This window comes from Oceaniferula marina, from assembly GCF_013391475.1.
Lineage (GTDB): Bacteria > Verrucomicrobiota > Verrucomicrobiia > Verrucomicrobiales > Akkermansiaceae > Oceaniferula > Oceaniferula marina.
The window spans coordinates 67,964-91,426 of sequence record NZ_JACBAZ010000004.1 but is presented as its reverse complement, the minus strand read 5'-3'; the positions used below and the strand labels follow the sequence as shown (position 1 = coordinate 91,426).

Annotated in this window: 17 protein-coding genes; 6 read left to right on the top strand and 11 right to left on the bottom strand. The window is 52.8% G+C overall.

All coding sequences use genetic code 11. From position 1 onward, the window contains the following. Positions 1 to 404 precede the first annotated feature (404 nt). The 8 genes from selB to HW115_RS10560 all read right to left on the bottom strand — a co-directional run bounded on the left by selB (position 405) and on the right by HW115_RS10560 (position 11,361). Positions 405 to 2,318 carry a selenocysteine-specific translation elongation factor gene (gene selB / locus HW115_RS10595; RefSeq protein ID WP_178932700.1) on the bottom strand — a complete coding sequence of 638 codons (1,914 nt, stop codon included), beginning with the start codon at positions 2,316 to 2,318 and terminating at the stop codon, positions 405 to 407. 88 nt (positions 2,319 to 2,406) lie between these two features. Further along, positions 2,407 to 3,948, bottom strand: coding sequence for a hypothetical protein (locus HW115_RS10590; RefSeq protein WP_178932699.1), 1,542 nt, complete (start codon positions 3,946 to 3,948; stop codon positions 2,407 to 2,409). Positions 3,949 to 3,981: 33 nt separating this feature from the next. Beyond that, positions 3,982 to 5,310, bottom strand: a complete 1,329-nt coding sequence (locus HW115_RS10585) for a hypothetical protein (RefSeq protein ID WP_178932698.1) — start codon at positions 5,308 to 5,310, stop codon at positions 3,982 to 3,984. After that, positions 5,297 to 6,850, bottom strand: coding sequence for a hypothetical protein (locus HW115_RS10580; protein WP_178932697.1), 1,554 nt, complete (start codon positions 6,848 to 6,850; stop codon positions 5,297 to 5,299). The genes HW115_RS10585 and HW115_RS10580 overlap by 14 nt, the downstream gene beginning before the upstream one ends. 3 nt (positions 6,851 to 6,853) lie before the next feature. Then, complete coding sequence (locus tag HW115_RS10575) at positions 6,854 to 7,840, bottom strand: prenyltransferase/squalene oxidase repeat-containing protein (protein ID WP_178932696.1); 987 nt, start codon at positions 7,838 to 7,840, stop codon at positions 6,854 to 6,856. A 77-nt stretch (positions 7,841 to 7,917) separates the two neighbouring features. Then, positions 7,918 to 8,217 carry a hypothetical protein gene (locus HW115_RS10570; RefSeq protein ID WP_178932695.1) on the bottom strand — a complete coding sequence of 100 codons (300 nt, stop codon included), beginning with the start codon at positions 8,215 to 8,217 and terminating at the stop codon, positions 7,918 to 7,920. 18 nt (positions 8,218 to 8,235) lie between these two features. Beyond that, on the bottom strand, positions 8,236 to 8,613 hold the full coding sequence (locus tag HW115_RS10565) for a hypothetical protein (protein ID WP_178932694.1): 378 nt from the start codon (positions 8,611 to 8,613) through the stop codon (positions 8,236 to 8,238). Positions 8,614 to 8,646: 33 nt separating this feature from the next. Next, a complete protein-coding gene (locus tag HW115_RS10560; RefSeq protein WP_178932692.1) occupies positions 8,647 to 11,361 on the bottom strand; it encodes a coiled-coil domain-containing protein in 2,715 nt (904 codons plus the stop codon). Between the two features lie 432 nt (positions 11,362 to 11,793). Between HW115_RS10560 and HW115_RS10555 the strand changes: the two genes are divergently transcribed. From HW115_RS10555 to HW115_RS10545, 3 genes are all read left to right on the top strand, one after another. Next, the gene (locus tag HW115_RS10555; protein WP_227021433.1) at positions 11,794 to 13,257 is read left to right on the top strand and encodes a PLP-dependent transferase; all 1,464 of its coding nucleotides are present in this window, start codon (positions 11,794 to 11,796) and stop codon (positions 13,255 to 13,257) included. A gap of 404 nt (positions 13,258 to 13,661) precedes the next feature. Next, positions 13,662 to 13,889 carry a hypothetical protein gene (locus tag HW115_RS10550; RefSeq protein ID WP_178932688.1) on the top strand — a complete coding sequence of 76 codons (228 nt, stop codon included), beginning with the start codon at positions 13,662 to 13,664 and terminating at the stop codon, positions 13,887 to 13,889. Between the two features lie 541 nt (positions 13,890 to 14,430). After that, entirely contained in the window at positions 14,431 to 14,946 is a 516-nt protein-coding gene (locus HW115_RS10545) for a hypothetical protein (protein ID WP_178932686.1), read from the top strand. 127 nt (positions 14,947 to 15,073) lie between these two features. Here HW115_RS10545 and HW115_RS10540 read toward each other — a convergent pair whose 3' ends face one another. Continuing rightward, complete coding sequence (locus HW115_RS10540) at positions 15,074 to 17,347, bottom strand: glycosyl hydrolase family 95 catalytic domain-containing protein (RefSeq protein ID WP_178932684.1); 2,274 nt, start codon at positions 17,345 to 17,347, stop codon at positions 15,074 to 15,076. A 574-nt stretch (positions 17,348 to 17,921) separates the two neighbouring features. Here HW115_RS10540 and HW115_RS10535 point away from each other — a divergent pair. Then, complete coding sequence (locus tag HW115_RS10535) at positions 17,922 to 18,212, top strand: hypothetical protein (RefSeq protein WP_178932682.1); 291 nt, start codon at positions 17,922 to 17,924, stop codon at positions 18,210 to 18,212. A 145-nt stretch (positions 18,213 to 18,357) separates the two neighbouring features. Next, on the top strand, positions 18,358 to 20,397 hold the full coding sequence (locus HW115_RS10530; protein WP_178932680.1) for an ATP-dependent helicase: 2,040 nt from the start codon (positions 18,358 to 18,360) through the stop codon (positions 20,395 to 20,397). 23 nt (positions 20,398 to 20,420) lie between these two features. Here the strand turns inward: HW115_RS10530 and HW115_RS10525 are convergent, their stop codons facing one another. After that, on the bottom strand, positions 20,421 to 20,906 hold the full coding sequence (locus HW115_RS10525; RefSeq protein WP_178932678.1) for a hypothetical protein: 486 nt from the start codon (positions 20,904 to 20,906) through the stop codon (positions 20,421 to 20,423). Between the two features lie 71 nt (positions 20,907 to 20,977). Beyond that, a complete protein-coding gene (gene floA, locus HW115_RS10520) occupies positions 20,978 to 22,012 on the bottom strand; it encodes a flotillin-like protein FloA (RefSeq protein ID WP_343219700.1) in 1,035 nt (344 codons plus the stop codon). Between the two features lie 279 nt (positions 22,013 to 22,291). Here floA and HW115_RS10515 point away from each other — a divergent pair, with 279 nt between their 5' ends. Beyond that, on the top strand, positions 22,292 to 23,443 hold the full coding sequence (locus tag HW115_RS10515) for a DUF3142 domain-containing protein (protein ID WP_178932674.1): 1,152 nt from the start codon (positions 22,292 to 22,294) through the stop codon (positions 23,441 to 23,443). The last annotated feature ends 20 nt before the right edge of the window (positions 23,444 to 23,463 follow it).

The window sequence follows — 23,463 nt, the reverse complement described above, 5'->3', positions numbered from 1 at the left end:
CGTCTTTGTCTGGATAGACCTCTGGTATGGAGTAGGTTAGATCAATCACGTCCTGATCGGGGCATTCAAGGTTGCGAGCCCGGGGAGGTGGAGATCTTGCACAGCAAGGGATGGTGGGGATGCGTAGGTGAACTGACCAATTGGTCGGATCGGGCTTGCTCCTTGTCCGGTGACTGACCAAGTCCAGCCGTCTCAGGCTGGTGATTGGCTTGATCGGGTGGATCGGGGGGCGGTCACGGGGACTGTCAGATGAACTGATCAGGAGCGAATGGCAAACCATTCCGGATGCTTCGTCGTCCAGACGGGCGCACTATGTAGGAAAGATGCGGGTTTGGCAAACTCTTTTTTGCGGCCCAGCGCTTGTGAAATAGTCAGAAAACCGATGTTTTTCCGTGGTGGCGGGCTTAGTTCGTCGGTTGAAGCGTGCGGTAGTTCTCGTTGCGGCTCGTGATGCCGATGGCGTCGAGGTGTTCGAGCAGTGGCATCACGACTTTCCGTGTGCTGTCGAGTTCTTGGCGCAGCTCGCTGGCGGTACCTTGGCCGCGGCTTGTGAGGAAGTTGGAGACGAGGTGAATAGCATGATCCCGGCTGCTGCGGCTGATGACCACCTTGGGGTCGAGTTCGATGACCTCCTTTGATCGAATCAAAAACTGCATCGCTTGCTGGGCTTGCGGGGTGGGGGTGAGTTCTGCTTTGTTGGGAGGTTGGAGTCCTGCCTGGTCCAGTGCCTTGAGGATGTTTTTGGCGTCGGCTGCGAGGTGTTCGGGCAGGGTCAGTTGGTGGCTGCTGTGGGCGATCCCTTTGCCTTGCCGTTGATACCCTTTTAATTCGAGGGCTTCGGGCAAGATGCGGAAGAGCACTTGGGGGCAATCGGGTAAGGACTTTTCAAGTTCTTCTAATGGCATGCTCGGAAGATCGGGCTGGGTTTGGTGCCATTGTTGGATAAGCATTTCGGCTTGTTGGAGGATCTGCTTCCACCAGGGGGCATCGAGTAGCGTATCGCCGTGGCGAATGATGCTGCCTTGCTCGATTTCATCGGTCTGAACATCTTGGATCGTTGATACGGATGCGGGGTGGTTGGGGAGAGCTTGGTCGGCTGGGAGCTGATGTTTGTAGTGGATCAGAGATAGCAGGTCTTGCCGCGGGGTGCCGGGGGCCTGAACCCGTTGCTGTAGGAATTCGGCCCGTTCATCGGTGCGGAAGCCCGGGCGCTCAGCCAGGGCATCGAGGATGGTTCCCCCTGCGAGAGTGTGTTGTTGGGCTCCGTCGCGAAGGACGATACGGTCGCCGCTCAGAAGCAGCACTGGAGTTTCCAGCCGTAGTTGAGCCAGGCAGGATTCTCCGGGTTGCAGTTGGTTCTGGCCGTGAAGAATCACGCGTGCCTGGCAGCGGGCCGACCCGTGGTGGAGGATGACGGTTTCGGTGTGACGGAGTGGTCGATCCTGGCTTCCGGGGATGGGGCGGCTCAGACGAGTGAGCAGGACATCGAGTGTGGTGCTTGCTTGGCCTGTGGTCTCGGTGGTCAGGGTGTGACCTCGTTGGGCCCCTGGCTTGCCGGGGCTGGCAATCGGCAGGTCGGGTAGGTTGAGTGCGGTACGCATTCCGGGCTGGGCTTGTTCCAGTGCCTGATTGTGGTTTTGGATGTAGCGGACGCGGGCGGGGATGCCGAGTGGCTGTAAGGTCAGTGTGTCCCCGAGGTTCACGTGGCCTCCGGTGAGGGTCCCTGTGACTACGGTACCTGAGCCTTTGGGAGAAAAAATGCGGTCGATGGCGAGCCTTGGCTTGCCGTTGTCAGCGGCTGCGGTGCAGTGTTTGAGTTCTTGTAGCAGGGTTTGTTTTAGCTGGTCGATGCCTTCCCCTGTGGTTGATGAGACCGGTACGATGGGGGCCTCGGCCATATCGGTGCCCTGAAGTTCATCGCGGAGGACTTCAATGGCAAAGGGAACATCGTCGCAGAGATCGCTTTTGGTCATCGCAATGATGACCCGCTTGACTCCGAGGTAGGTGAGGATGTGCAGGTGTTCTTCAGATTGAGGCATCCAACCGTCATCGGCTGCGATGATGAAGAGGGCGATATCCAGCGCTCCGACCCCCGAAACCATGTTGTTGACAAAATCGGCGTGGCCGGGGACATCAATGATCCCTAATTCGTATGTTTGGTGGTCGTCTTGCAGTGAGAGGTGGGCAAAGCCCAGCTCGATCGTCACACCGCGTGCTTTTTCCTCGGGAAGGCGGTCGGGGTCGGTTCCGGTAAGCGCTCTGACCAGTGAGGATTTTCCGTGGTCAATATGACCTGCGGTGCCAAGAATGAGATGCATGACGAAAGATTTCCCCCTGATGTTCCAACTTGCAAGTTTCAAGTTGCTCGAAACCTTCCCTGGAGGAGGCCAATCAAGTCATGGTTCGCTACCGGAGGTGGCTGCGCCGTTGGTTGGCTTCTCTATCGTAGATGTGGAAGTCAATTTGATGGAAGGCTTCAAGGTCGAGGGTGACATCTCCAAATGCCTGGCTGTAGCCTGAGAGTTTGCCATCTTTAAGCTGCTTGAGCTGTAGGGTGATGAAACCTCCTTGGTGGAACCAGCAGCGGACGTCTCCGGATTTCATGATCGGTTGGTTTTCCTCATCTCCGAGAGAAAGCGATTTGATGCGTTTGATGGGGATCTTGATCGGGGTGTATTCCGTTTCAACGATCATCCTGCCGTCTTCGACTTTGCCGACGGTTCCTGGAACTTCGTCGCCGTTGGTTAGGATGATGTTGTGTGGCGATTCTTCCGGTGCTTCCTCGCCATCGTCCTCATTCTCTTCGTCTGATTCTTTGCCGGAGAAGTTATTGTTGGAGTTGGGGAAACTGGTGCCATTCCACGGGGTGATGGTCAGGCCGGAGATTTCAATCGGGTGGCGTTCTTCGGCGACAAACGAGAGGTTGGTTCCGAGATCTTCCGGATCCGGGTTGGTGGATTGCAGCAGGCAGCCCCTCACGCCGTTGATGTAAACGGTGAAGGTCCCGGTTTTCCGGTTGGCAAAAATATCAAAATGAACTCGTTTTGAATCCGAGGGGATGGTGAGTCTCGGCCAGCGGCCTCCTCCGAAACGTTGCACTCCTTTTTTTGCTTTGCCTTTGGTTTGAAGGTAACAGTAGCTGCCGTTGAGCGTGATGTCATAACATGCGTTGGGTCGGTCACTGCTGAGGTCGTTGGAGTAGAGCAGCATGCGGAAGCGGGTGGAGTTGGTCCAGCTGAGGTCGAAGCTGATATGGGACTTTTCACCCAGTTTCATGTCACGTCCGATACCGCCGCTTGCCCGTGAGGCAAGGGCTCCATTGGAGAACTGCCAGCTCCCTTTGCCGGAGCTGAGTGTCCACTCTTTGATATTGTTGGGGCCGAAATAGCTTCCAGGGCTGTTGTTGATGATGCGCAGGGACTTCACCATTGAGCGTTTGATGGGGATGAGTCCGCCGTACCAGGTTTTGAGCGTGATGTGCTCGGGGCTCAATTCATGGAGGGCTCCAGTGATCGTGTCGCTGGTTGTGGGGCCGATGTAACGTGGCCAGAGCTGGATCCGGGCGAGGGTTGCCGGATATTCACGCATTTTCCAATTTCCCAACTGGAGGCGCAGCACTTGTTCGAGTGGGAAGGCCGCCGCTTGTTGCAGGCTTTCCGCGTTGAACAGGATTCTATTTTCCGGATCGAGGTCTTCGGGGGTCCCTTTGAGCTTGTCCCCGTTCATGAGGAAAATGCGAGAAGATGTCGGGTCTCGCTCCTCGGTCTTGCTTTCTTCTGTTTGCTCGGGAGTGTTGGCTTTGTCCGGGTCGGCGACTTCGACAACGGCAGCTTGCAGGGCTTCTTCCAGTGCCTGTTCAATCTGGACGTCCTGAGCCTGACTCATGAGCGGACAAAGCAATCCGATGAGACTACAGGAAAGAGCAGAAATATGCGTGAGAGGCTTCATGATAGATAAGGAACGGTCCGGGAGCCAGGCCGCTTAGGGAGTATTTTTACGTTGGGTGATTCGGGACACGGCGCTGGTATCGATGGTGCAGTTGCCGAGGATCGGATGTTTGGTGGTGATTTTTCCGCGGTCGAGTGTGGGGGACTGGAGTTGGAGTTGGCCACCTCCGACAAATTCGACGGTGTAGTTTCCTTGTGCGACCGTTGGGCTGTCTTTGTCCCTACCAAAAAACAGGGTGTCGATAAGCTTTCCCGGAACCTTGGCCGGCTTGGTGGCGTGCGGGCGGGACAGGGAAACGGTGAGTCCACCTTCGGCCCCCTTGTTGATCGTGAGGAGTTTGCCTGTCAGATGCTCACCGTTGATGTCAGCCAGAAGGTCACTGGTTTCCGCATATTTTTTATCTGTTAGTTTGCGGAGGTTTCCGGCGTTCCAGTTGCGGACGGTGAGCTGGTCGATGAAAAATCCGTATCCACGGTTGGAGCGGTTGTTGAGGATGATGTAGTTTCCTTCGGGGGCTTCAAAGGTGTCCATCCAGAATCCACGCTCAGCGCCGTCGAGCAGTAGGGTGATTTTACCCGTTTTGCGATCCACCCTGAGTTCGACGTCGAGTTTTTGTTCGTCGATTTCGTGAGGTTTGAGGTTGATGCTTGCCAGTGAGATTTGGGTTCGGTTGGTGAGGCAGCGGCTGATTTTCAAACCGGATGAATTGAATGTCAGTTCGTAACAATTCTGTTTGGTGGTGGCTTTGTCATTTTCCGCGCAGAAGCGGAAGGCGAAGTTTGGGCTTTCTTTCCAGACAAGGGATAAGTTGATGAGGAGGTTCTCACTCAGTTCGAGTTTGCGGGCAAGCGTCCCGACATTTTGGCATTGGTAGCCCTTGCCCTCGTTGTATGACCAACGTCCTTCACGGGTTGTCCATTGGGACGGGTCATCATTCCCCTGATAGATCAGCTTGTTTTCCTGAAGTCCGAATTGTAGAGCTCTGAGGTGTTCGCGCGGGATGTTGAAGTCACCTGCATACCAAGTGGAGATTTGCAGTGATTGGTCATTGAGCGCTATGACCTGACACGGGAGGATGTCGCCGTTACTCAGGGTGAGCTGCTCGTTGTGTTTTTCCGGGGTGGACTCTTTTGCTGAGAAACTGATATTGCCGATGTGTTCGGCTTTGATTGCCAGCGGGGTGGGGGTGAGTGGGGATTGGAGTGTTACGGTCTTGGCATCGAGCGCTTTGATATCCCCTGTGAGGACATCACCTCCTTGGAGTTCGATGATATCAGCGACCAGTGTTCCGGGCACAGAACCGAATACGGTCATGGCCACCGCAGTCAGAGGTTTGAGCAAAGAATGTTTAGAAATTGTCATCCCAGAGATCGAGTAGGCTGTTGTTATGTGAAAAGTCGATAATGTTGACGTAGTTCGTATTGAGTTTGAGTTCACCCAAGAGATCGTTGCTGATGCTGGTGGTGCCGTTTTGTGACTGGCTGGGGGTTCCTGAGATCCGGCCGTATGGATAGATGTAGAAATAGACGTGGCGGGCGGTGTCGGCTTCCGATTTTTTTTGTCCGTTGGAGGCAAGGTGGATTTCCTGAACTTCTTCGAGTGGGATCGTGAGTTCGCTGTCGTAGGACCCGACGAAACTAACTTGTTGGTTCCGGAGGTGTTTCAGGGTTCCTGAGAAGCGGTCCAGCCCGTTGTTGAGCAAGATGACGTCTCGCTTGCTGTGGCTCATGCTCTGGGCGGAATCCTTCATGCCATTCCAATGGCTGATGGCGATGTTGCTGACTCTGAGTTTGGCGTGGTTATAGCCGAGGTTACGAAAGGCGAGGTGGTTTCCTTTGCCGTCGTATGTTTCTCCAAGATCCCATTTGCACCGGAATTGACCATCAGAAAAGAGGAGAATGGATTTTTGTGGTCGGTCAATCCGTAGTTCGATACTTGTATGTTCTTTGCCTGAAAGTCCGAGTGACGCCCGTGTGTCATCGAAGCGGTTGGAGTGGGGTTTACCGTTGTCATCGTAGGTAATGGACGAGAGCGTGGCGCTATGGCTGGTGACGTTGAGAATATAGCAGTGCCCCGGCGTGTTGTTGTAGCTGCGGCTATGCTTGTGCTCTTCTTCCTGTTCTTTGGCTTCGGGTGGAGCGAAGTCGGCGTGGAGGACGACATTGGCGTAGAGCGATCCTTGCCATGCCAGATCAAAGCTCAGCTTACAGCGGTCGGGAAGGGCATTTTCCCGAACCAGATAGATCGACTTGTCCTTGCCTGCATACCATGCGTTGGCTACGTGCTGCCAGGTCGCTTGCTTTTTTTCTTTTTCTTCCTTGGCTTTGGCGTCCGCTTCATTTTGAGGCTTTGCGGCCTCGTTTTCCTGAGCTGGTTTTTCGGCTTTTTCTTCGTCTTTTTCTTTTTTCTTATCTTGGGTGGGCGCCATCGTTTTCCAACCTTCGGTGCTCAGTGGTCCATAGTAGAGCAGTTTGCCTCCGAATGGGCTTGGTGTCAGATGGGAGACCGTGTCTCGAGGAACATCAATGTTTCCGAGGTGTTCGGTTTGGATTTTGACGAGTGATTCATTCACCTCGGTAATCAGGCCGGGGATGACATCCCCATTGATCAGGTGGATCGCGGATGTGTGTTTCAGGCTCTGCCGTGCCTGGCCGTTGTTGAGTACGATGCGGTGGAGTTTTTTGGTTTGAAAGGTGATCGGCTCCTTGGATTCCGGGCTGCTCCATGTCAGGCTGTCTTTTCCTGCAAAGGAGCGAAATTCGCCATGAAGGGTATCCTCGTTGCTGAAGCGGATCATATCGCCGGGTTGATTTGCGGCGTCCGATGGAGAGGTTGCGGGCTCGGCACCCAGCACAGGGGTGGCCAGTAAGCCAAGGGTGATGAGAAAGTTACTTGGTTTCATGGTTTATTTTTCGTAGATCGGTAGGAAGCGATAGTTCAAGGCAAGTGAGAGCAGGGCTCCGGCTGTGCTGAAGGCATTGCCGTGGTTGCCAGCCCACGAGCCATCGGGCAGCTGGGTGACTGAGAGCAGGCGGATATTGTCTTTATTCCAGCTTTCCCAGAGTTCAACGTCGGCCTGGAACAGCGCTTGGGACATGTAGTAGCGGAAGTAGAATGGGTAGGTTCCTTCCTGGACCTTGATGTTCTGTTTGAGGTATTCGGTGGTTTTTGCAAACCCGGCTTCGTCTTTCTTTTTTGCCAGTGAGTAACAGAGTGAACCGATGGCACTCAGGGTGAGGCGTCCTCCTCCTTTGCTGGTGTATCCATAGGCTCCGTTCGAGCTGCGGCACGACTTCATATAAGCGAGGGCTTGATCGAGTGCTTTATCCGGGACGGGGATACCTGCATTTCGGGCGGCGAGTAGCGCGACAATCTGACAGCCTGAAACGGTGGTGTCGGCGGTCCGGGTGGTGGGGTCGTAACGCCATGCTTTGCGCGGGTTGCTTTCCTGGGATTTCAGGATCAAATCCACTGCTTTTTGTAATGCCGGAGCGATGCGCTTGTCATCGACCATGCCGTAGCATTCGGCCAGGGCTAGCGTTGCAAAGCCATGATCATACATTTGGGGCCCCATGTATCCCTGCTCGTTTTTCTTCTGAGCTTCGAGCAGAAAGTTCAGGGATTTACTGATTTTCTGGGCGTAGGGGCCATGGTTGGGATCTTCTCCGTGAGCCAGAAAGGCAAGCAGGCAGAGGCCAACCACACCTGGACGGGATCCGCTGTTGCCCCCGGCCCAGCACCCGTCAGCGGTTTGGGTGTTCGAGAGATAGCGCAGGCCTTTGGTATACATGGTTTCCACCTGCACCGGGATGACATCGTTCTGTCTTCTGGGAAGCGATTGAGCTTGCAGAAGCATAGGAGCGGCGAGAAAGATGCAAAGTAGACGTTTCATGGGTGGATGGGATGGATGACACCGCACTGGGTGGAGTCCTTCTGGAAAATGGATTGGTGGGGAATGTTTGGGGGAACTTATGGCTTCTTGAGTTGTTCTTTGGCTCCTTTGTTGTAGGCGTCCATGGCTTTTTGGAACTCACGGGGAAGGGAGCCTCCGGTGTTGCCTGAATTTTTGGGCACCCGACGCTCGCTGTTGGGATCGGTGTTATCCGGGTCTCCGGGTTGGCCTCCTCCGTCTGAGCTTCCTTGGCCGCCACCGCCGTTGCCTTGGCCTTCACCCTGGCCTTCACCAGGTTGCTGACCTTCGCCCGGGGCTTTGCCAACGTCTTGGCCGCCTTGCATCATGTTTTGCATCATTTCGAGCATGGAACCCATGCTCTTTTGGCTACTCTGTCATCCGCCGCCGGATTGCTGTTGTTTCTTTTTCGCAGCGTCGAATATTTTTTCGATGACCTCGGTTTCCACCGCGATGGTAGCACCTCCGGTATCGGTTTGCTCGAGTAAGTCGGTGGCTTCAGCCATGATGAGTTCGACCTCTCCGAGCAGTTTGATCACTTCCGGGTCGGTTTGTTCATCGATGAGGTCTTGGACATCGGCCGAAAGGTCGTCTTGTTCAAAGGCGAGTTTTTGGGCTCCTTTTTCATGTTGTTGAACCCCTTGTTCGATGGCTTGCCGATCAGGTTGGGTACTGGTTTTGGGATCTCCGGTTTCGCCCAGTAAAACCGGAGTAGTGATGGCCGCGCAGACCAGAGTGATGGATGAGAGCTTCATGACGATGGTGATGGTTTGAGTTATGATGGGGGGTTAGTTCGTTGGGGTTTCGAGCTTGAGTGAGCGTTTGAGGTCTTCGAGGGCCCGGGTCCGCTCGCGGATGTCTTGTTCTTTCTGGATCATGCGCATGACCTTCAGCATGAATTCAAAGTCTTTGTCTTCCTGGGATGGTTGGCCGCCGCCTTGGCCGCCGCCGCCGCCGCCTCCTTGGTCTCCTTCAAGTTGCTTGGCCCATTTGCGTAGTTGTTCAGCCTGCCGTTTGGCTTCGATCAGAGATTTGACGGAAATGTTGGAGGCAACTTGATTGGATAAGAATTCCATCGCTTCATCGATGCGCGAGCTGCGCATTTCTTCTACCAGAGTTTTATGTTCTTCTTTCTGGGTGCGAGCATAGTAGTGGGCGAGGTCCTCTTGAATCCACCGGACGTCGCTGGCTGTTTGCCGTTGCTGGTTGTGTGCCTCTTTGACGGCTCTCTGCTGGACCGGATCGAGTTCTTCGAAGGTGGCTCCGATCAAATCGTCGATCGAGTCGATGAAGGTGGAGGCAATACCGTCTTCTTCGGTGGCCGCCCGTTTCAGGCGGTTGACGAAGGTGCTGGCTTCAAAATTGCGGTTGGCTTCATTGGCGTCCTTGAGCGCCTGTTTCATTTTGGCGAGAGCTTTTTTTTGCTCTTCGATCGCTTCTTGTAGATCTTTTTTGGTTTTTTCCGCGGTGTTGCGTTGGCTTTGGGCGTCCTGAAGTTTTTGTTCGACCTTTGGCAGGTCCTGGGCCCCGAGTTCCCGCATGTTCTGGAGGGCTTTCCCCATTTTTTGCAGGGCCTCTTTATCGATCTCTCCGTTGCGGACGGCATCTTTGAAGAGCTTTTCCATCTTTTCGGTCAGGCGCTGCATCCGCTCTTTGTTCTCGCGCTCGGCATCTTGCTGACTCTGGATTTTTTTGAGGTTGGTCTCATCTTGTAGCTTTTCCGCATCATTGCGTTCGATCCGTTGGTTTTCGTCGTTGAGGTTTTGTTCCTTGCGGGCGATGTCTTCGAGTTCTCCGATGGCACGGTCAAATTCGTTTTTAAGTACTTGGGCGTGTTCATCACGGGTGAGGATGTAGAGCACGATCGGTTCCGAGTAGACTCGCTTGCGGTCCGGTTTGTAATCTTCGGTCCAGGAGCGGAGGATGAGCTTCTGGGGCTCAATGCCCATATTGATCGGAGAGAATGAAAAAGATTGGTTCAGGGTGGTTTTGGTCGGCGCTCCCTGAGCCAGGGTGAGTTCACCTTTGGCCGCTTGCTGGCTGGTTGGTTTGGTAAATTCACCCTCCCAGCTCAGACCGCATGCTTTCAATCCGTAATCGTCTTCAGCCAGAACTTCGAAACTGAGCGTCTCTTCTACCAGCATGATGTGCTGGCGCTCCACTCCCTGAATGTAAGTGGACGGGCTTTGATCTTGTGTGTTCTCGAGGCGGATTTTGAGCGAGGTGTCCGGCTTGAGGTTGTAGATATCGGTCCATTCCACTGGGATCAGGAGCGCGTGATCCGGCATGGTGATGGCCGGGGTTGTCAGCTTGCGTTCATTGATCGTGAGCACCATCTTTTGTTCGGGATGTGCGTCCGGGCTTGCCGATGGATCTTCTGTTTCAGCCGTGGTGGCGGATTCTGCAGCCTCAGCGGATTCTGGTAGCGGGAGAGCCTCGGGTGCTTCTTTTGGAAGGTGGATGACTTTGGCTCCGGCTGCCGATATGGCCCGGTTGATGGTCGTTTGGATGGTGACCTGGCTGCCTTCCAGCACTGAAAGGTAGCCGGCCCGGAGATCGGCACTCACTTTGTCTCTTTGGAGGTAAGCGGGTAATTCGATCATGGCTTGAACCTGTTCCATTTCAGGACGGATGACGGGCTCTACAGGCAAACTGTGTCGGGCGTCGTCCGCTTCAAGGTGGATATGGTCTTTGGCTCTTTGTCCTGGAAAGGTGAAGGTGTAGCTGCGGTTGACGAGTGGCGCTTCGATCCATTCGCCGTTGCCGTATTGGGCGCGGGCGCTATCAGGGTGGCGGTTGGTGTTTTCTGAAAGTGGGATGGTGATGCTGAAGGATTCTCCGTATGGGACGTGATGGGGTTGGGAGATGTTCGAGAGATCAAGTTGGGTGAAGGTGTAGCGTTCGGTGTTTGAGAGTGGCATGAGCCAGCGTTTCAGGGAGTTGATTCCGGCGTCGGGAACGCTGATCATTGCAGTGGCTGAAAGGGCAAGAAGAGCCATAACCACAAGCCCCCCTTTGCGGTGACGGGCTGCGGGCAGGGCGTCAAGCAGGTCGCGTTTCGCCGTTTCTGCTGCGACGGTTCGCATGGCGGCCGAACGAAGTTCGGGCGAGAGCGTTTCTTTGGTTTCCTGCTGGTTTTGGAGTTCGACCACTCCAAGGAGTCGGTCACCCAATTTGGGAAATCTGCGGGAAATGAGCCTGGCGAGTTGGTTTTCCTGGCGGTGGCCAAAGACCCAGCGTCTGATCCAGTAGGGGGCAAAGAGCGAAAACAGGGAGACCCCGAGAACGAGAATCAGCAGACGCAGGGAATTCGGGGTTTCCATGAATCGGTCCAAACCGAAGACGAGGAGGTAGGACAACAGCAGACCGAAAAACCCAGCGAGAATGGCTTCGGCGACTTTGATTTTCCAGAGTTGTGTTTTAAACTGTTCCAGCTGGGTGCGCAGGCCGTCGGGCATCGGGGCTTGCTTGGGAGGCGTGGACTGTGGTTGCTCGTCTGGCATGGGATGACTGAAAGATGGTGGGAGCTTGGCTTGTGAAATAGTGTCTGGCGGGGTGCCGAATACGTGCTGCCGAGAAACATGGCTTCTCTTTTGCTGGAATCAACTGATTCCGGACGTGTATCGACGGTATGATGGGTGTCTTGGGCGTCAGAATCTTCTGGGAGAGTCTTCTGGGTGCCCATATTCCCAAGGTCTAGATCCTTTACGTGGTATAGGCTCAGACGGTTGGGAATGGATTGCTGGTCTCAGACTTTCATGGACTGTAGCCCGACGCCAGCGGATTTCTCATAAATGTAACGCCAACGAGCTTTGTTTTTTTTGATTTATTCGACGGAAAACAGCACATGCTCTTTCTTGCTGTCGGATTTTATAAGAAAGTGGGCTTGTAATCTGGGCTGGCTGGACTATTGCCCTGCTCAGATTTTGAGAGACTTGAAAACAGAGCCTGCGTGGAACGTGGACGACCTGGGGATGCCGCTGCCGATTTCGCAGCATGCGTGTTCGGTGTGTCTGCCTACTTGGGATGCTGTTCTTGGATATGAGGAAGGCCGGGACAAGGTGATCAACCGGATGCGTTGCGGATACCCTCGTTTTTTTGTTCATCCGTCGGTGGCCCGTCTATTTGCTGAGGCAAAGGATGCCGTGGCGAGCCCGGGTTCCCAGGTGGTTGTTTTCCCTACCCGGGATGCTGCCCAGCGGGCTCAGCGGTTTGTTGAAAAGCGGACGGGCGCGGCCTTGAGGATTGTCAGTTACGAGGGCTTACAGGCTTTGATTGTTCCAGAGGACGATTATCCCGTGGCGATGGAATACTGGCGATATACGGGTGAGATCATCAGCAGCCGTCAGGCGGAGCGAGTGCTGCAAGGTAAAGGCGGGGAGCCTGGTTTTGCTGTCGAGGCCTTGCGCAAGGAACTTGCCGAGTTTGGGGATTATGCGGAATCCGATGTCTTTCTCTATGAGAATGGGATGTCGGCGATTTTTGCTATTTTCCGAGCCGTCACCATGATGGCTCCGGGGAAAAAAACGCTGCAGCTTGAGTTCCCATACGTCGATGCCCTGAGGGTGCAGAATCATTTTGGTAGCGGGGTGGTTTTTCTCAACCATGCGGAAGGAGAGTCTTTTGAGGAAGCGCTCCGTCGGATTGCCAAGGGGGAGTTTGCGGCTGTTTTTTGTGAAGCCCCGAGTAACCCGCTGCTTCGGACGATCGATTTGCCCGCGGTGGCTGACGCTTGCCGTGAAGGTGGGGTTCCTCTGGTTGTGGATGATACGACGTGTTCGGTGGCCAATATTCAGGTCGATCAGTATGCGGATATCATTACCACCAGCTTGACCAAGTGGGTATCAGGGAAAGGTGATGTCATGGCGGGGCAGGTGACGGTTTGTTCCAGCTCTCCGATGTATTCAGACTTGCTTGGTTTTTTTGACAATGACTGCCCTGGACGCTCCAGGATGTTCGAGGGGGACGCCCGGGTGTTGAACGAGAATATTGCCAACTTCGCCGAGAGGATGCACGCATCCAATGAAAATGGAGAGGCTGTGGCGGAAATGCTGCGTGAGCACCCGGCGGTTGAACACTTGTACTATCCGAAGTTCACCACGCCTGAAATGTATGAACGCATCAAGCGTCCAGAGGGTGGATATGGCGGATTGCTGTCGTTTGTGCTTAAAAACAGGAAGCGCTCAGCTAAGTTTTTTGATTCTTTGCAAATGAGTAAGGGCCCGAGCTTGGGGACGGATTTTTCTTTGGCGTGCCCGTTTACCTTGTTGGCTCATTACGATGAGCTTGCCTGGGCTGAAGGTTGTGGGCTGGACCGCCACTTGATCCGCATCTCTGTGGGAATGGAATCCACGGATGCCTTGCTCGACGCTTTGGGGGCTGCTTTGGAGCATGCCTAGTTGAATGGAGCGGAGCCCTGATGCTTAAGTGGCATTGTGCGGCAGCCTGTGTGACGACTTTGTCACAAACGCAGACTCGGATCCATGAGGGTTCTCGAGTGTTGTTTCAGCCGATCCACGAGTAATGGGCTTCGGGGCAGGGATGCTCCTCCGGTATCTATCGAAGAAGCTGCTGGTTGAGATGCTAGCGAGATACCCACATGGACGTTGCTATTCTCTGGAAAAGCTCCCCGATCTGCAATCCCTCGCAAGTTGATTGTGTGACCATTCAGACACTAATCATTAGTATCTTTATAAATATTATATTTTTATATTGCGGTATGCGAATTGCTGAGGTATACAGTGTTGCGTCAGCCGGGAAGAGACCGGACATTAACACAGAAATAGAAAACATCACTAGAATTATGGCTAAAAGTAAAACCCGCTTAGCTCTGCGTGTAAACGAAGATAACCCCAATCATCATCTGTGGAACAATCGAGGTGTGTGGTGGTGCCACCTGACGGTGCACAAAAGTGACGCCACATCCGAGCGTCTGAGGTTTTCGCTGAAGACCCACTGCTTGGAAAGTGCCCGTGACCGTCGCGATCGTATATTGCGCGACATTGCGGAGCATTACGAAATTGCAGCCTAGGCTGCAATTTCCACAGATTGAGCGCTACCGTTTCCCGGGCTTTTTGCTTGGCTGAAGCGCTTGTGGCTTGTTCACGAATGTGCCTTGCTGAGGCGCGAGATTCGCTTGTGAGGCTTTGTGCCGCGATCGACCTTTTATACCACTCAAATGGTATTACGTGTGCGAAGTAGTCAATTTTTATTAAGTAAATCCGGGGGATCATGAGTCTGCCGGATTTTTTTTATTTTTTTTGTGTGGAGGCGGTCTTATGGGGCTGGGGATATCGGCATAGAGTCAGGCAAGGGGAAGCTGAGGGAAGCCTATGGGTTATAGATGGGACGGGGTGTGGGATGGATGTGGGCCATCTGAAGGGCGAGTCATTTGAAGCGTGATCTCCAGGGTGGAATTTGAGGCATGTTGTCTTGAATGCTTGGCTGTTTTTTCGATTTTTGGTGGCGTTTTTTTAAAAGAGGGTAACTATGTTAGCTTATATGGGCTACGGTCTATACGATGAGCTCCCGTGTTTGGGGGCTCACAACAAACCCTAAAACAACTACACATTATGAAATTGATAACCTCATGCATGCTGGCGTCATCCTTATTATTGCTTCCTCTGGGGGCTGAAGATGGCGGCTGTTCAGGAAAGAAAAAATGCGACGGTGCAAAAAAAAGCGAAGCAACCCTGATTCAAACTGAGTGCGATAAGGGCAAGAAAAAAGGTGACGATGCAGATGATCCAGCCTTGATCACTGAAAAAAGTGATGACGATAAGAAAAAAGGAGCAGACAAAAAACATGATAGTGAATTGGCCTGCGACACTTGTGACGACCACAAGGATAAGAAGAAAGACGACAAGAAGAAGGAAGACGCCTTAGCTTGTGACACTTGTGACGACCACAAGGATAAGAAGAAAGACGACAAGAAGAAGGAAGACACCTTAGCTTGTGACACCTGTGACGATCACAAGGACAAGAAGAAAGACGACAAGAAAAAGGAAGACACCTTAGCTTGTGACACTTGTGACGATCACAAGGACAAGAAAAAGGATGATAAAAAGAAGGAAGACACCTTAGTCTGAGAGTTTCCATTTGAAATCATGGGCGCAGAGCCCTTGATTGGAGGCTCGGGCTATTGCTTTCAGCCACCCCTATGTGGGAGGCTTGGACTGTCGAAAAAAAACTCCATCATTTTTGGTGGAGTTTTTTCTATTTCCGCCTATCCGGCAGTCCATAAAAATTGCTAAGATCTGAGTCCCCTGGCAATGGCTGAACGGCGAGGTCAGTCTCTTTACCCGTATAAAGAACAATCTCCTCGCCTTTTTGCAGTGCAAGCTCGTATGTATTGTCGGCCTTTCTTGTGACTGACGACACTCGCCCCCCGATTTGCTTTAATGGTCCGTCAAAATTGGACTGTATAACACACGGTTCGCCAGCCAGACTTTTAACTCTGACCCAAAGGGTTTTCCCTCCCTTGGATTTTGCACTTACGAGGAAAGCTCCTTCAGCTCGTAAGTTATGAAAAATAGAATCTTGCCAAATTTGTGGTATGGCTGGAAATACGTGGATCTGACCTCCATGGCTCTGTAAGAGCATGTCCTGCAGGGATTTGGCTGCGAAGAGCGAGCATTCTATGACCGGTTTTCCTTCAACATACATCGTATTGGGCATAACAAACCGTTTCTGATTGTGGTGATTCAGTAACCATTCCAATGCCTTATTCCCATCGCCAAGCTGTGAGTAGAGGCACGATGCTGCCGCGCCCGACCACCCGAAAATTTGGCGACCTTGATCGACCGTCAGCCAGTGCCGGATCGACGTTTCAGCCAGTGCCCGCTCTGTTGGATCCTCTAGGTTCACCTGACAAAGTGGAAACAACATCTGCAAATGAGCCCAGTGCCGATGGGATTTTTTCATCGGCATATCCTTACCCATCATATAGCCAGTTTTATCAACCTGATAATCCACCAGTTTATCCAGTAGATCCTGCCATTTTGGTGCCAACTCATCATCCAGCTGGTAGCGTTTATTCAAATCAAGTAGAACCCCGCAGGCCCAGCGGCACATTGAAATATTGTAGTTGTTATCCGCGACTTGTGCGTATTCCGGAGACATCCAAACCGGAAGGTGATATTTACCATCGTCTCCCACTTTCATTGCGTGCAGATAGACGTTAACGCTTTTGCGTAGCATATCATAAAAAGCATGTCTCTCGCGGTCGGTTACCAGAGACTTATCCATCGAGTATTTGTAATGTTGCCAGTAATTAAACAATCCCCAGGTAAAGTCAGCCGGGTTAATGTATTTATCTGGGGCCGTACTTCCATTACCGCGAAGCCCTTCATAACAGGTGGTATGGGGAACTGTAGCCCCATTGTCGATACCATAGATATTTTTGGCATTTAGCTCAAAATTTTTTCGGTTCCGGTCCACCATTTTGGTAAATGATTCACCCAACTCCAGGTGATTGGCGGTATAGACTGGGCTGTAAGCGATCTGGATATTTAAATTCCACCAGACACGTGGCCAATAGGTGTCGACATACCAAGGGCCAAGCAGATCCATCGGCACGCCGTCACTGCGCGTCGCACAGGCCAGTTTGTGCATCTGAATCCAGTAAAAGCTTTCCATTCGGGTATCCGGGATGGAAATAAAACTTTTAGGGTAATACTGATGCCACCACTGTCGGTGCGTTTTTATCATGCTGGTAAATGACTTTCCGCATACTTCGTCGAGAGTTTCCAGAGCTTGTTTTTTTGCTTCACCTGATGGGTAGACATCCGCGACAGTTAAATAAACCAATCGTTTCCTCTCGCTTTTTACTTCACGCCAAGCCGTAGCATATTCACCTCCGCCAAGCCGCTTCTGCAGGGCAACTTGACCATGATCGGTTGACTCAAGACTGGGTGGAGGGTTTGGTTTGTCCTCTGGAAAGCGTTGCCTTTGAACCATGTTGCGAAAATCCAAGCCATGTTTGGGCTGAAACCTAAATACGGCAGCCTTTTCCTCTCCGGTGGCTGTCACTTCAACGGCGATAATATTCTCTCCGGATGGTGTTAGGGTTTGGATCGTCAGCTCTCCCTTGTCGGTCTTAACGGTGGCTGTGACTTCGGCATTCCAAAGATCCTGGCGCATGGTGCCACTCAGAATTTTTCCAGCTGTTTCAAGATAGAACTGCCCAATTGGTAGGCGACTGTTGTCGCGGCGATGTGATGTCACATCCGCGCGGCCGACATCCCAACGCAAGGCCCGGTCACCGTCTTGATAAATGACAGCCCCCATCAAACCATTGCCAAGAAATGCGCCTTCGTGCCATTTTCGAGGCATGGTTTCCCAAGTTAAGTCGTGACGACTAAGGAATTGTTCCCAGTTTACCTGATCCTTTACGACTGAAATTTCTTCAGCAAGCACATCTTGCCCTCCGATCATTTCCATACAGGCGACCGCTATAAGCGCTCCAGTCAGTATTTTTTGTATCTTCATTTTTCCTTCAAGTCCACAAGGACCCTCTTGGTTTGATTTAGCAAACACGCTCTGGTCTCATACAAGAACGAGGAAACACCCCAGCCATTCTCGGTCCATACGCGCTGCCTTGCGTTCATCTTTCACCGCCCTTTTCGGTGAAATCATCGTTATGGCCCTTGCTGCTACGATGGCTCATAGTGAAGGGTTTGATGATTTCGAGCGTTTTGCCAAACTCCGTGAAAGCTGGCTGGGGCTCAGAAGCGTTGTCTGTATGGAAGCCCGCTGAAAAAAAACAGCAGGGGCCTGCAACGTATCGAAAAACGTTACAGAGCTGCTCTCGAGAACATCCTGTTTTCTGGAAATTGAAAGTGAAGTAATCTGGTTGATGGCACAGAAAGATGAATCTTTTTTTGCAATTTTTGAAATGGATGCGAAACTCCCCGGATTCAGCGGTGTTTTCATACCTCTGTTTGCCTTTTCTCTGGAGTCCAGCACCTGATGGAGCTGTTCCGAAGAGGGGTTAAACTGAGAAATTCATCAGGAGATGGATTTCCAAACAACAAAACCACTAAACAAAACCACTAAACAAACCATGATTAAATTGACCATGACATTCCTGTTGGCATCTTCCTTTGCTGTGATGAACGTAGCGGCTGAAGACGGCGGCTGTTCGGGAAAGAAGAAAAAAGGCTGCGGTAAAAAGGATGAGGCGACGCTTCTTGTCGAAGGCTGTTCCGCAAAGAAAAAAGATTGCGGTAAGAAAAAAGGCTGCGACAAAAAGGATGAAGCCACACTGCTCGCAGAATCCTGCCCAGGAAAAAAGAAAAAGGACTGTGGTAAGAAGAAAGAATGCGGCAAGCAGGATGAGGCCACCTTGGTGTAATACTTTTTAAGTAAGATTTTAACTCGTATAGCCACCCATGGCGGGTGGCTATTTTTTTACCTGCGCTAAGTGTGGAGCTTAAGAATCAGGATTTCTTTGATATTGCCGCTTCTCATCGCGGTGGGGCTTGTTAATCTTTGCGGACATGGCACGTGAGTATCGGATGAAATCAGCTCGGTCGAAGCCGGGGAGTTCTCAGGGGATTTCCGGCATAGATTATGAGGCGGAGTTGAATGCTCAACAGTATGCAGTTGTGCGCTCGAAACCTGGCCCCGCACTTGTGATCGCCGGAGCGGGTTCCGGGAAGACCCGGACCTTGACCCACCGGGTAGCGTGGTTGCTTGATCAGGGGGAGGATCCAGGGAAGATCCTCTTGTTGACATTCACCAACAAGGCCGCCCGGGAGATGATCGAACGGGTTGAGCAGTTGATTCCTAGCGATGTCAGCGCTCTGTGGAGTGGAACCTTTCACTCGATTGGAAACCGGATATTGCGCAGGCATGCCGAGGACCTGGGCTATACCCGGTCGTTTTCCATTTTGGATCGGGATGACCAGAAGGCCATGATGAAGCAGGTGATCAAGGAGTTGCCGCTGGATACTGGTGGAGCCGCCAGTAAGCGTTTCCCCAAGGTGGATGTCTTGATCTCGATTTTCAGTCTGTCCGAGAATACTTGTGAGAGTATCGATGATGTCGTCGAGTATCAGTTCCCGCAGGTGGCTCGTTGGATAGAAGAGATCAAATCGGTGCATCGGTCATATCAGGCGAGAAAAAAACAAAACAACTCGATGGATTTTGATGATCTCTTGGTGCAGACATTGAAGTTGTTACAGCAGCACGACGATCTGCGGAGTCTCTACCAGCGGAAATTCCGGCATGTGTTGGTTGACGAATATCAGGACACCAACCGGGTCCAGTGTGATTTGATTGATCTATTGGTTGGGGATCGTCAATGTTTGATGGTGGTGGGAGATGATGCCCAATCGATTTATTCGTGGCGTGGTGCGGACATGGATAATATTTTATCGTTCCACAAAAAATATCCGGACGCCGAGGTGTTTAAAATTGAAACCAACTACCGAAGTGTCCCCGAAGTGCTCGAGCTTTCGAATGCGGCGATTCGTCCGAACCGGGTGCAATATGAAAAGGAGCTACGGGCTGTGCGGGACGGCGGAGCCATGGTTCCGGCCTTGGTTCCATTGGATGACCCGTCGTTTCAGGCGGAATTTGTGGCTGAGAGGATCGAAGAGTTGATCGGCGAGGGCTTGGAGCCGAGTGATATTGCGGTTTTGTATCGAGCGCATTACCAGAGTATGGAGATTCAGATGGAGCTGACCCGCCGCAAGGTTCCTTTTCAGATCACGAGTGGTTTACGGTTTTTTGAGCAGGCCCACATCAAGGATGTTTCTGCTTTGATTCGTCTGGTGGTGAATCCAAGGGATGAGGTGAGTTTCAAGAGGGTGGCGCTGATGCTGCCAGGCGTGGGAGATAAAACCGCTGATAATCTGTGGCGTGCTTGGTCGGCTTGTGAGCTGGGGCAAGGGATCAGCGTGCCGGAGTCGTTTTCGCCGATCATGTTGACATTCCGGGTGCCCGCCAAAGCGAAAGATAGCTGGCAGCAGTTGTGTTATACGCTCGATGAGTTGGTGGTGGATGGTGGCTTCGCCCGCCCGTCCGATATGTTGTTTAGCATCCTGGAGGGCGTCTATGATGATTATATGCGGGCGAGTTTTGATAACTACGAACACCGCAAGCAGGATATCGAGCAGCTCATGGAATATGGTGAGGGGTTCGATGATGTGCTGGAGTTTTTGGCCCAGCTGTCACTGATGTCATCGGTTGACGGAGATCCGCAGAAAAACCAACGCAAAGAAGATGACGAGAGCGTCATGCTGTCATCGATTCACCAGGCGAAGGGACTGGAGTGGAAAGTGGTTTTTCTGGTTTGGTTGGCCGACGGCATGTTTCCCAACGGCCGCGTCCTGGAGACGGGGGACGAGCAGATGTTTGAAGAAGAGCGCCGCTTGTTTTACGTCGCCGTGACCCGTGCCAAGGATCAGTTGTATTTAACCTATCCGATGACCAATCCGAAGAGCTATACCGGGGAATACATGATGCGACCGTCCCGATTTCTCGATGCCATTCCGGATGAGATGACCGAGGAATGGAAGGTTTCTTCCTGGTAAGCCGGAGTTTCCTGATGCCGTTGTTAGCTTTGCAGGGATTTGGGTTTTCCCAGAATCTCATGAAGCAGGATGGCCTGCTGTGCGGATTGGGGAGAGCTCAGTAAATCGCGGATGTTTTGTTGCCCTTTGGAGCGTGTGTTGCGGCCTGAGCGCGAACGCTGCTGGAGGTTGGCGAGAGCCGCTTGTTCGGCAGCGCTGAGTTGGGGACGTTTTACCTTGCGGACTTGAGGTAAGGGGTCAGGGATATATTCCTGTTGAACAGGGGCTGCTACGGGTAGGGGTGGGGGCGTGTTCTCTCTGGCGTGATGCGGAACTTGTTCTTCGATCGGATCCTGTAGCTCTGTCTGACGGCGCCGGATCTGTTCCCGGAAGTCGTCGTAAATTTCCTCGAGGTCTTCTGAGACGTCGTGAGGTTTTTGTCCTTTATTTTTGACCTGTTCGACAAACCATTTGATCCCACTGATCAAAACAAAGAGCAGCAGAAAAATCAGTTGGCCGTCAAATTCCATGAGTAGTCGGGGGGCGTGAGATTGAAGGTGTGCGGGGAGAGCCGGTTTAAGGACTCTCCCCGGCTTGGGAATTATTCAGATGTTTCAGTGGCATCACCTCCGGCGATGGAATCGCGCATGCGGGTGTCTGCGGTGACATTCTGGTATTTGACGAAGTCCATGATGCCGAGGTTGCCGTTGCGGAAGGCTTCGGCCATGGCCATGGGGATCTCGGCTTCGGCTTCGACCACCTTGGCGCGCATTTCCTGGGTCCGGGCGGACATTTCCTGCTCGGCGGCAACAGCGGCGGCACGACGCATTTCTGCTTTTGCCTGAGCCACTTGCTTGTCGGCTTCGGCTTGTTCAGCCTGAAGGCGCGCTCCGATGTTATCGGCCACGTCCACATCCGCGATGTCGATGGAGAGAATCTCGAAGGCTGTCGAAGAATCGACTCCCTTTTGTAAAACCAGTTTGGAAATGGAGTCCGGGTTTTCGAGCACATTCTTGTAGGAACCGGCTGAACCGACGGAGGTCACAATGCCTTCGCCGACCCGGGCGATGATGGTTTCCTCGGTGGCTCCCCCGACGAAGCGGTCGAGGTTGGTCCGCACGGTGACTCGGGCGCGGGCGTTGACGGCGATTCCGTCTTTGGCCACGGCCGTGATTTTGGTGCTGCCGCTTGCCGGGTTAGGGCAGTCGATGACTTTCGGGTTGATGGAGGTTCGGACAGCTTCGAGCACGGTTTTTCCTGTGTCTTTGGTGGCGAGGTCGATCGCGCAGGCTCGGTCAAAGGAGAGGGAGATGCCGGCTTTGTCAGCCGCGATCATTGCCAGCACGACATGGGCAACGTCACCACCTGAAAGGTAGTGGGCTTCCAACATTTCGGTAGTGAATGGGAGTCCGGCTTTCACGGCGGTGATACGGCTGTCGACAATCAGTCCGAAGGGGACTTTTCGAAGCCACATACCGATCAGGCTGCCCATGCTGACGGTCGCTTGGGAGAGCTTGGCCCGAAGCCAGGTTTTGAAGAACTTCAGAAGAATCATCAAAAAGACGAATCCGAAGATAAGGGCGATAACGAGTAGGATGGGGCCGATGGGAAGTTCGGCTAGAATGGGTGCTGGCATCATGGTGTCTCAGGAATGGGTTAAAATCATAGCTACTCTGTCTGGAAATTACCGGCTTGCAAGCAAACATGATCAAAATTGCCAGGATTTGTTTTTCCCAGATTGCATTGAGGGTTTCAGCCGCTAGAAAGGGGAGGTGTTTGAATGGCAATCATGAGATCGGCGGCGATAGAAAATAAGCAAAGAGCAAGGACGCTGTCAGTTGCTGGATTTCTGGTCTGTTTGCTTGTCGGATCTTTGGTTTTTCTAAAGGACAATAAAACGTCGCCGCTTCAACCGATGGCGCAGGAGGTCTATGTTTGGCAGCGGGTGTGGACTGATCCGGTGGGGGCTGCTGTCAAGGAACGGGCCGAACAATTCGACGGAGTTTGTGTATTAGTGGCTGAGGTGGATCGAAAAGGTGATGGTTCGTGGGAGGTTCAACGGTTTGCAGATCCGGAGGCCTATGCCCGTGGTCACGAGGTTTCACTAGCCGTCCGGATTGCCTCCGGAGCTTCGATATCCGCCTGGGACCGGGAAAGTTGTGACCGGATTGTGTCTTTGTTGGGCCACTATGCCGGGATGACCTCTGTTTTTCAAATCGACTACGACTGTCCCTCTGGCAAGCTCTCGGATTATGTTCGCTTGTGCGCTGCTCTTCGCCGTGCGTTTCCTGATCATCGGCTCGAGCTGACGTGTTTGCCAGACTGGTTGGGGCGGGACGGGTTTAGTTCGTTGGTGGAGTATGCTGACAGGTATGTGATGCAAGTGCATGGCTTGTTAGGATATGGGGGCGGACAGCGGCTGTGTGATCCTGAATTGGCGCGTGAGGCAGCTTGGCAGTGTGGTGAGTTGGGGGTTCCTTTTTTGATTGCCTTACCTACGTATCGTCATGCTGTGGGGGTAGGGGTGGATGGTGGGATTCTGGATGTTGTTTCCGAGGGGGAGGAGCTGCGGCAGGGGGTGACCTATCAATTGAGAGGAGCGGATCACCAAGAAATGGCATCTTTGGTTAGGGAATGGGAAGAGAGCCGACCTGAGTCCATGATCGGCGTGATCTGGTATCGACTTCCGGTTGACGGTGAGTCGATGAATTGGACTTGGGCCAGCCTGCAGCGTGTGATGCAGGGGATGGAGGTTGAAAAGCAATGGTCGATGAAAATGGAACCTCAGGATGATGGGATGTATCTACTCAAGCTGGAAAACAAGACCGTGGCCAATCTTGAATTGCCGAGGGTGCTTCAGGTTTCGTGGTTGTCCGGCTATTGCCTTACTTCTGATGGTATGGGAGCATACAAGGTGTCTCATTTGGAGCGCGACTCAAAGGCCGTGCTGAAGTGGCAGGGGGGAGACCCTCGGCCCATGCCGCCGGGAACGTCTTTGGCTGTGGCCTGGTTCCGTTATCATGTTCAGCCTGAGGCCGGGTTTCGAATCATCGAATGCCGGGAATGATTTGATTTTTTCTGACAGAT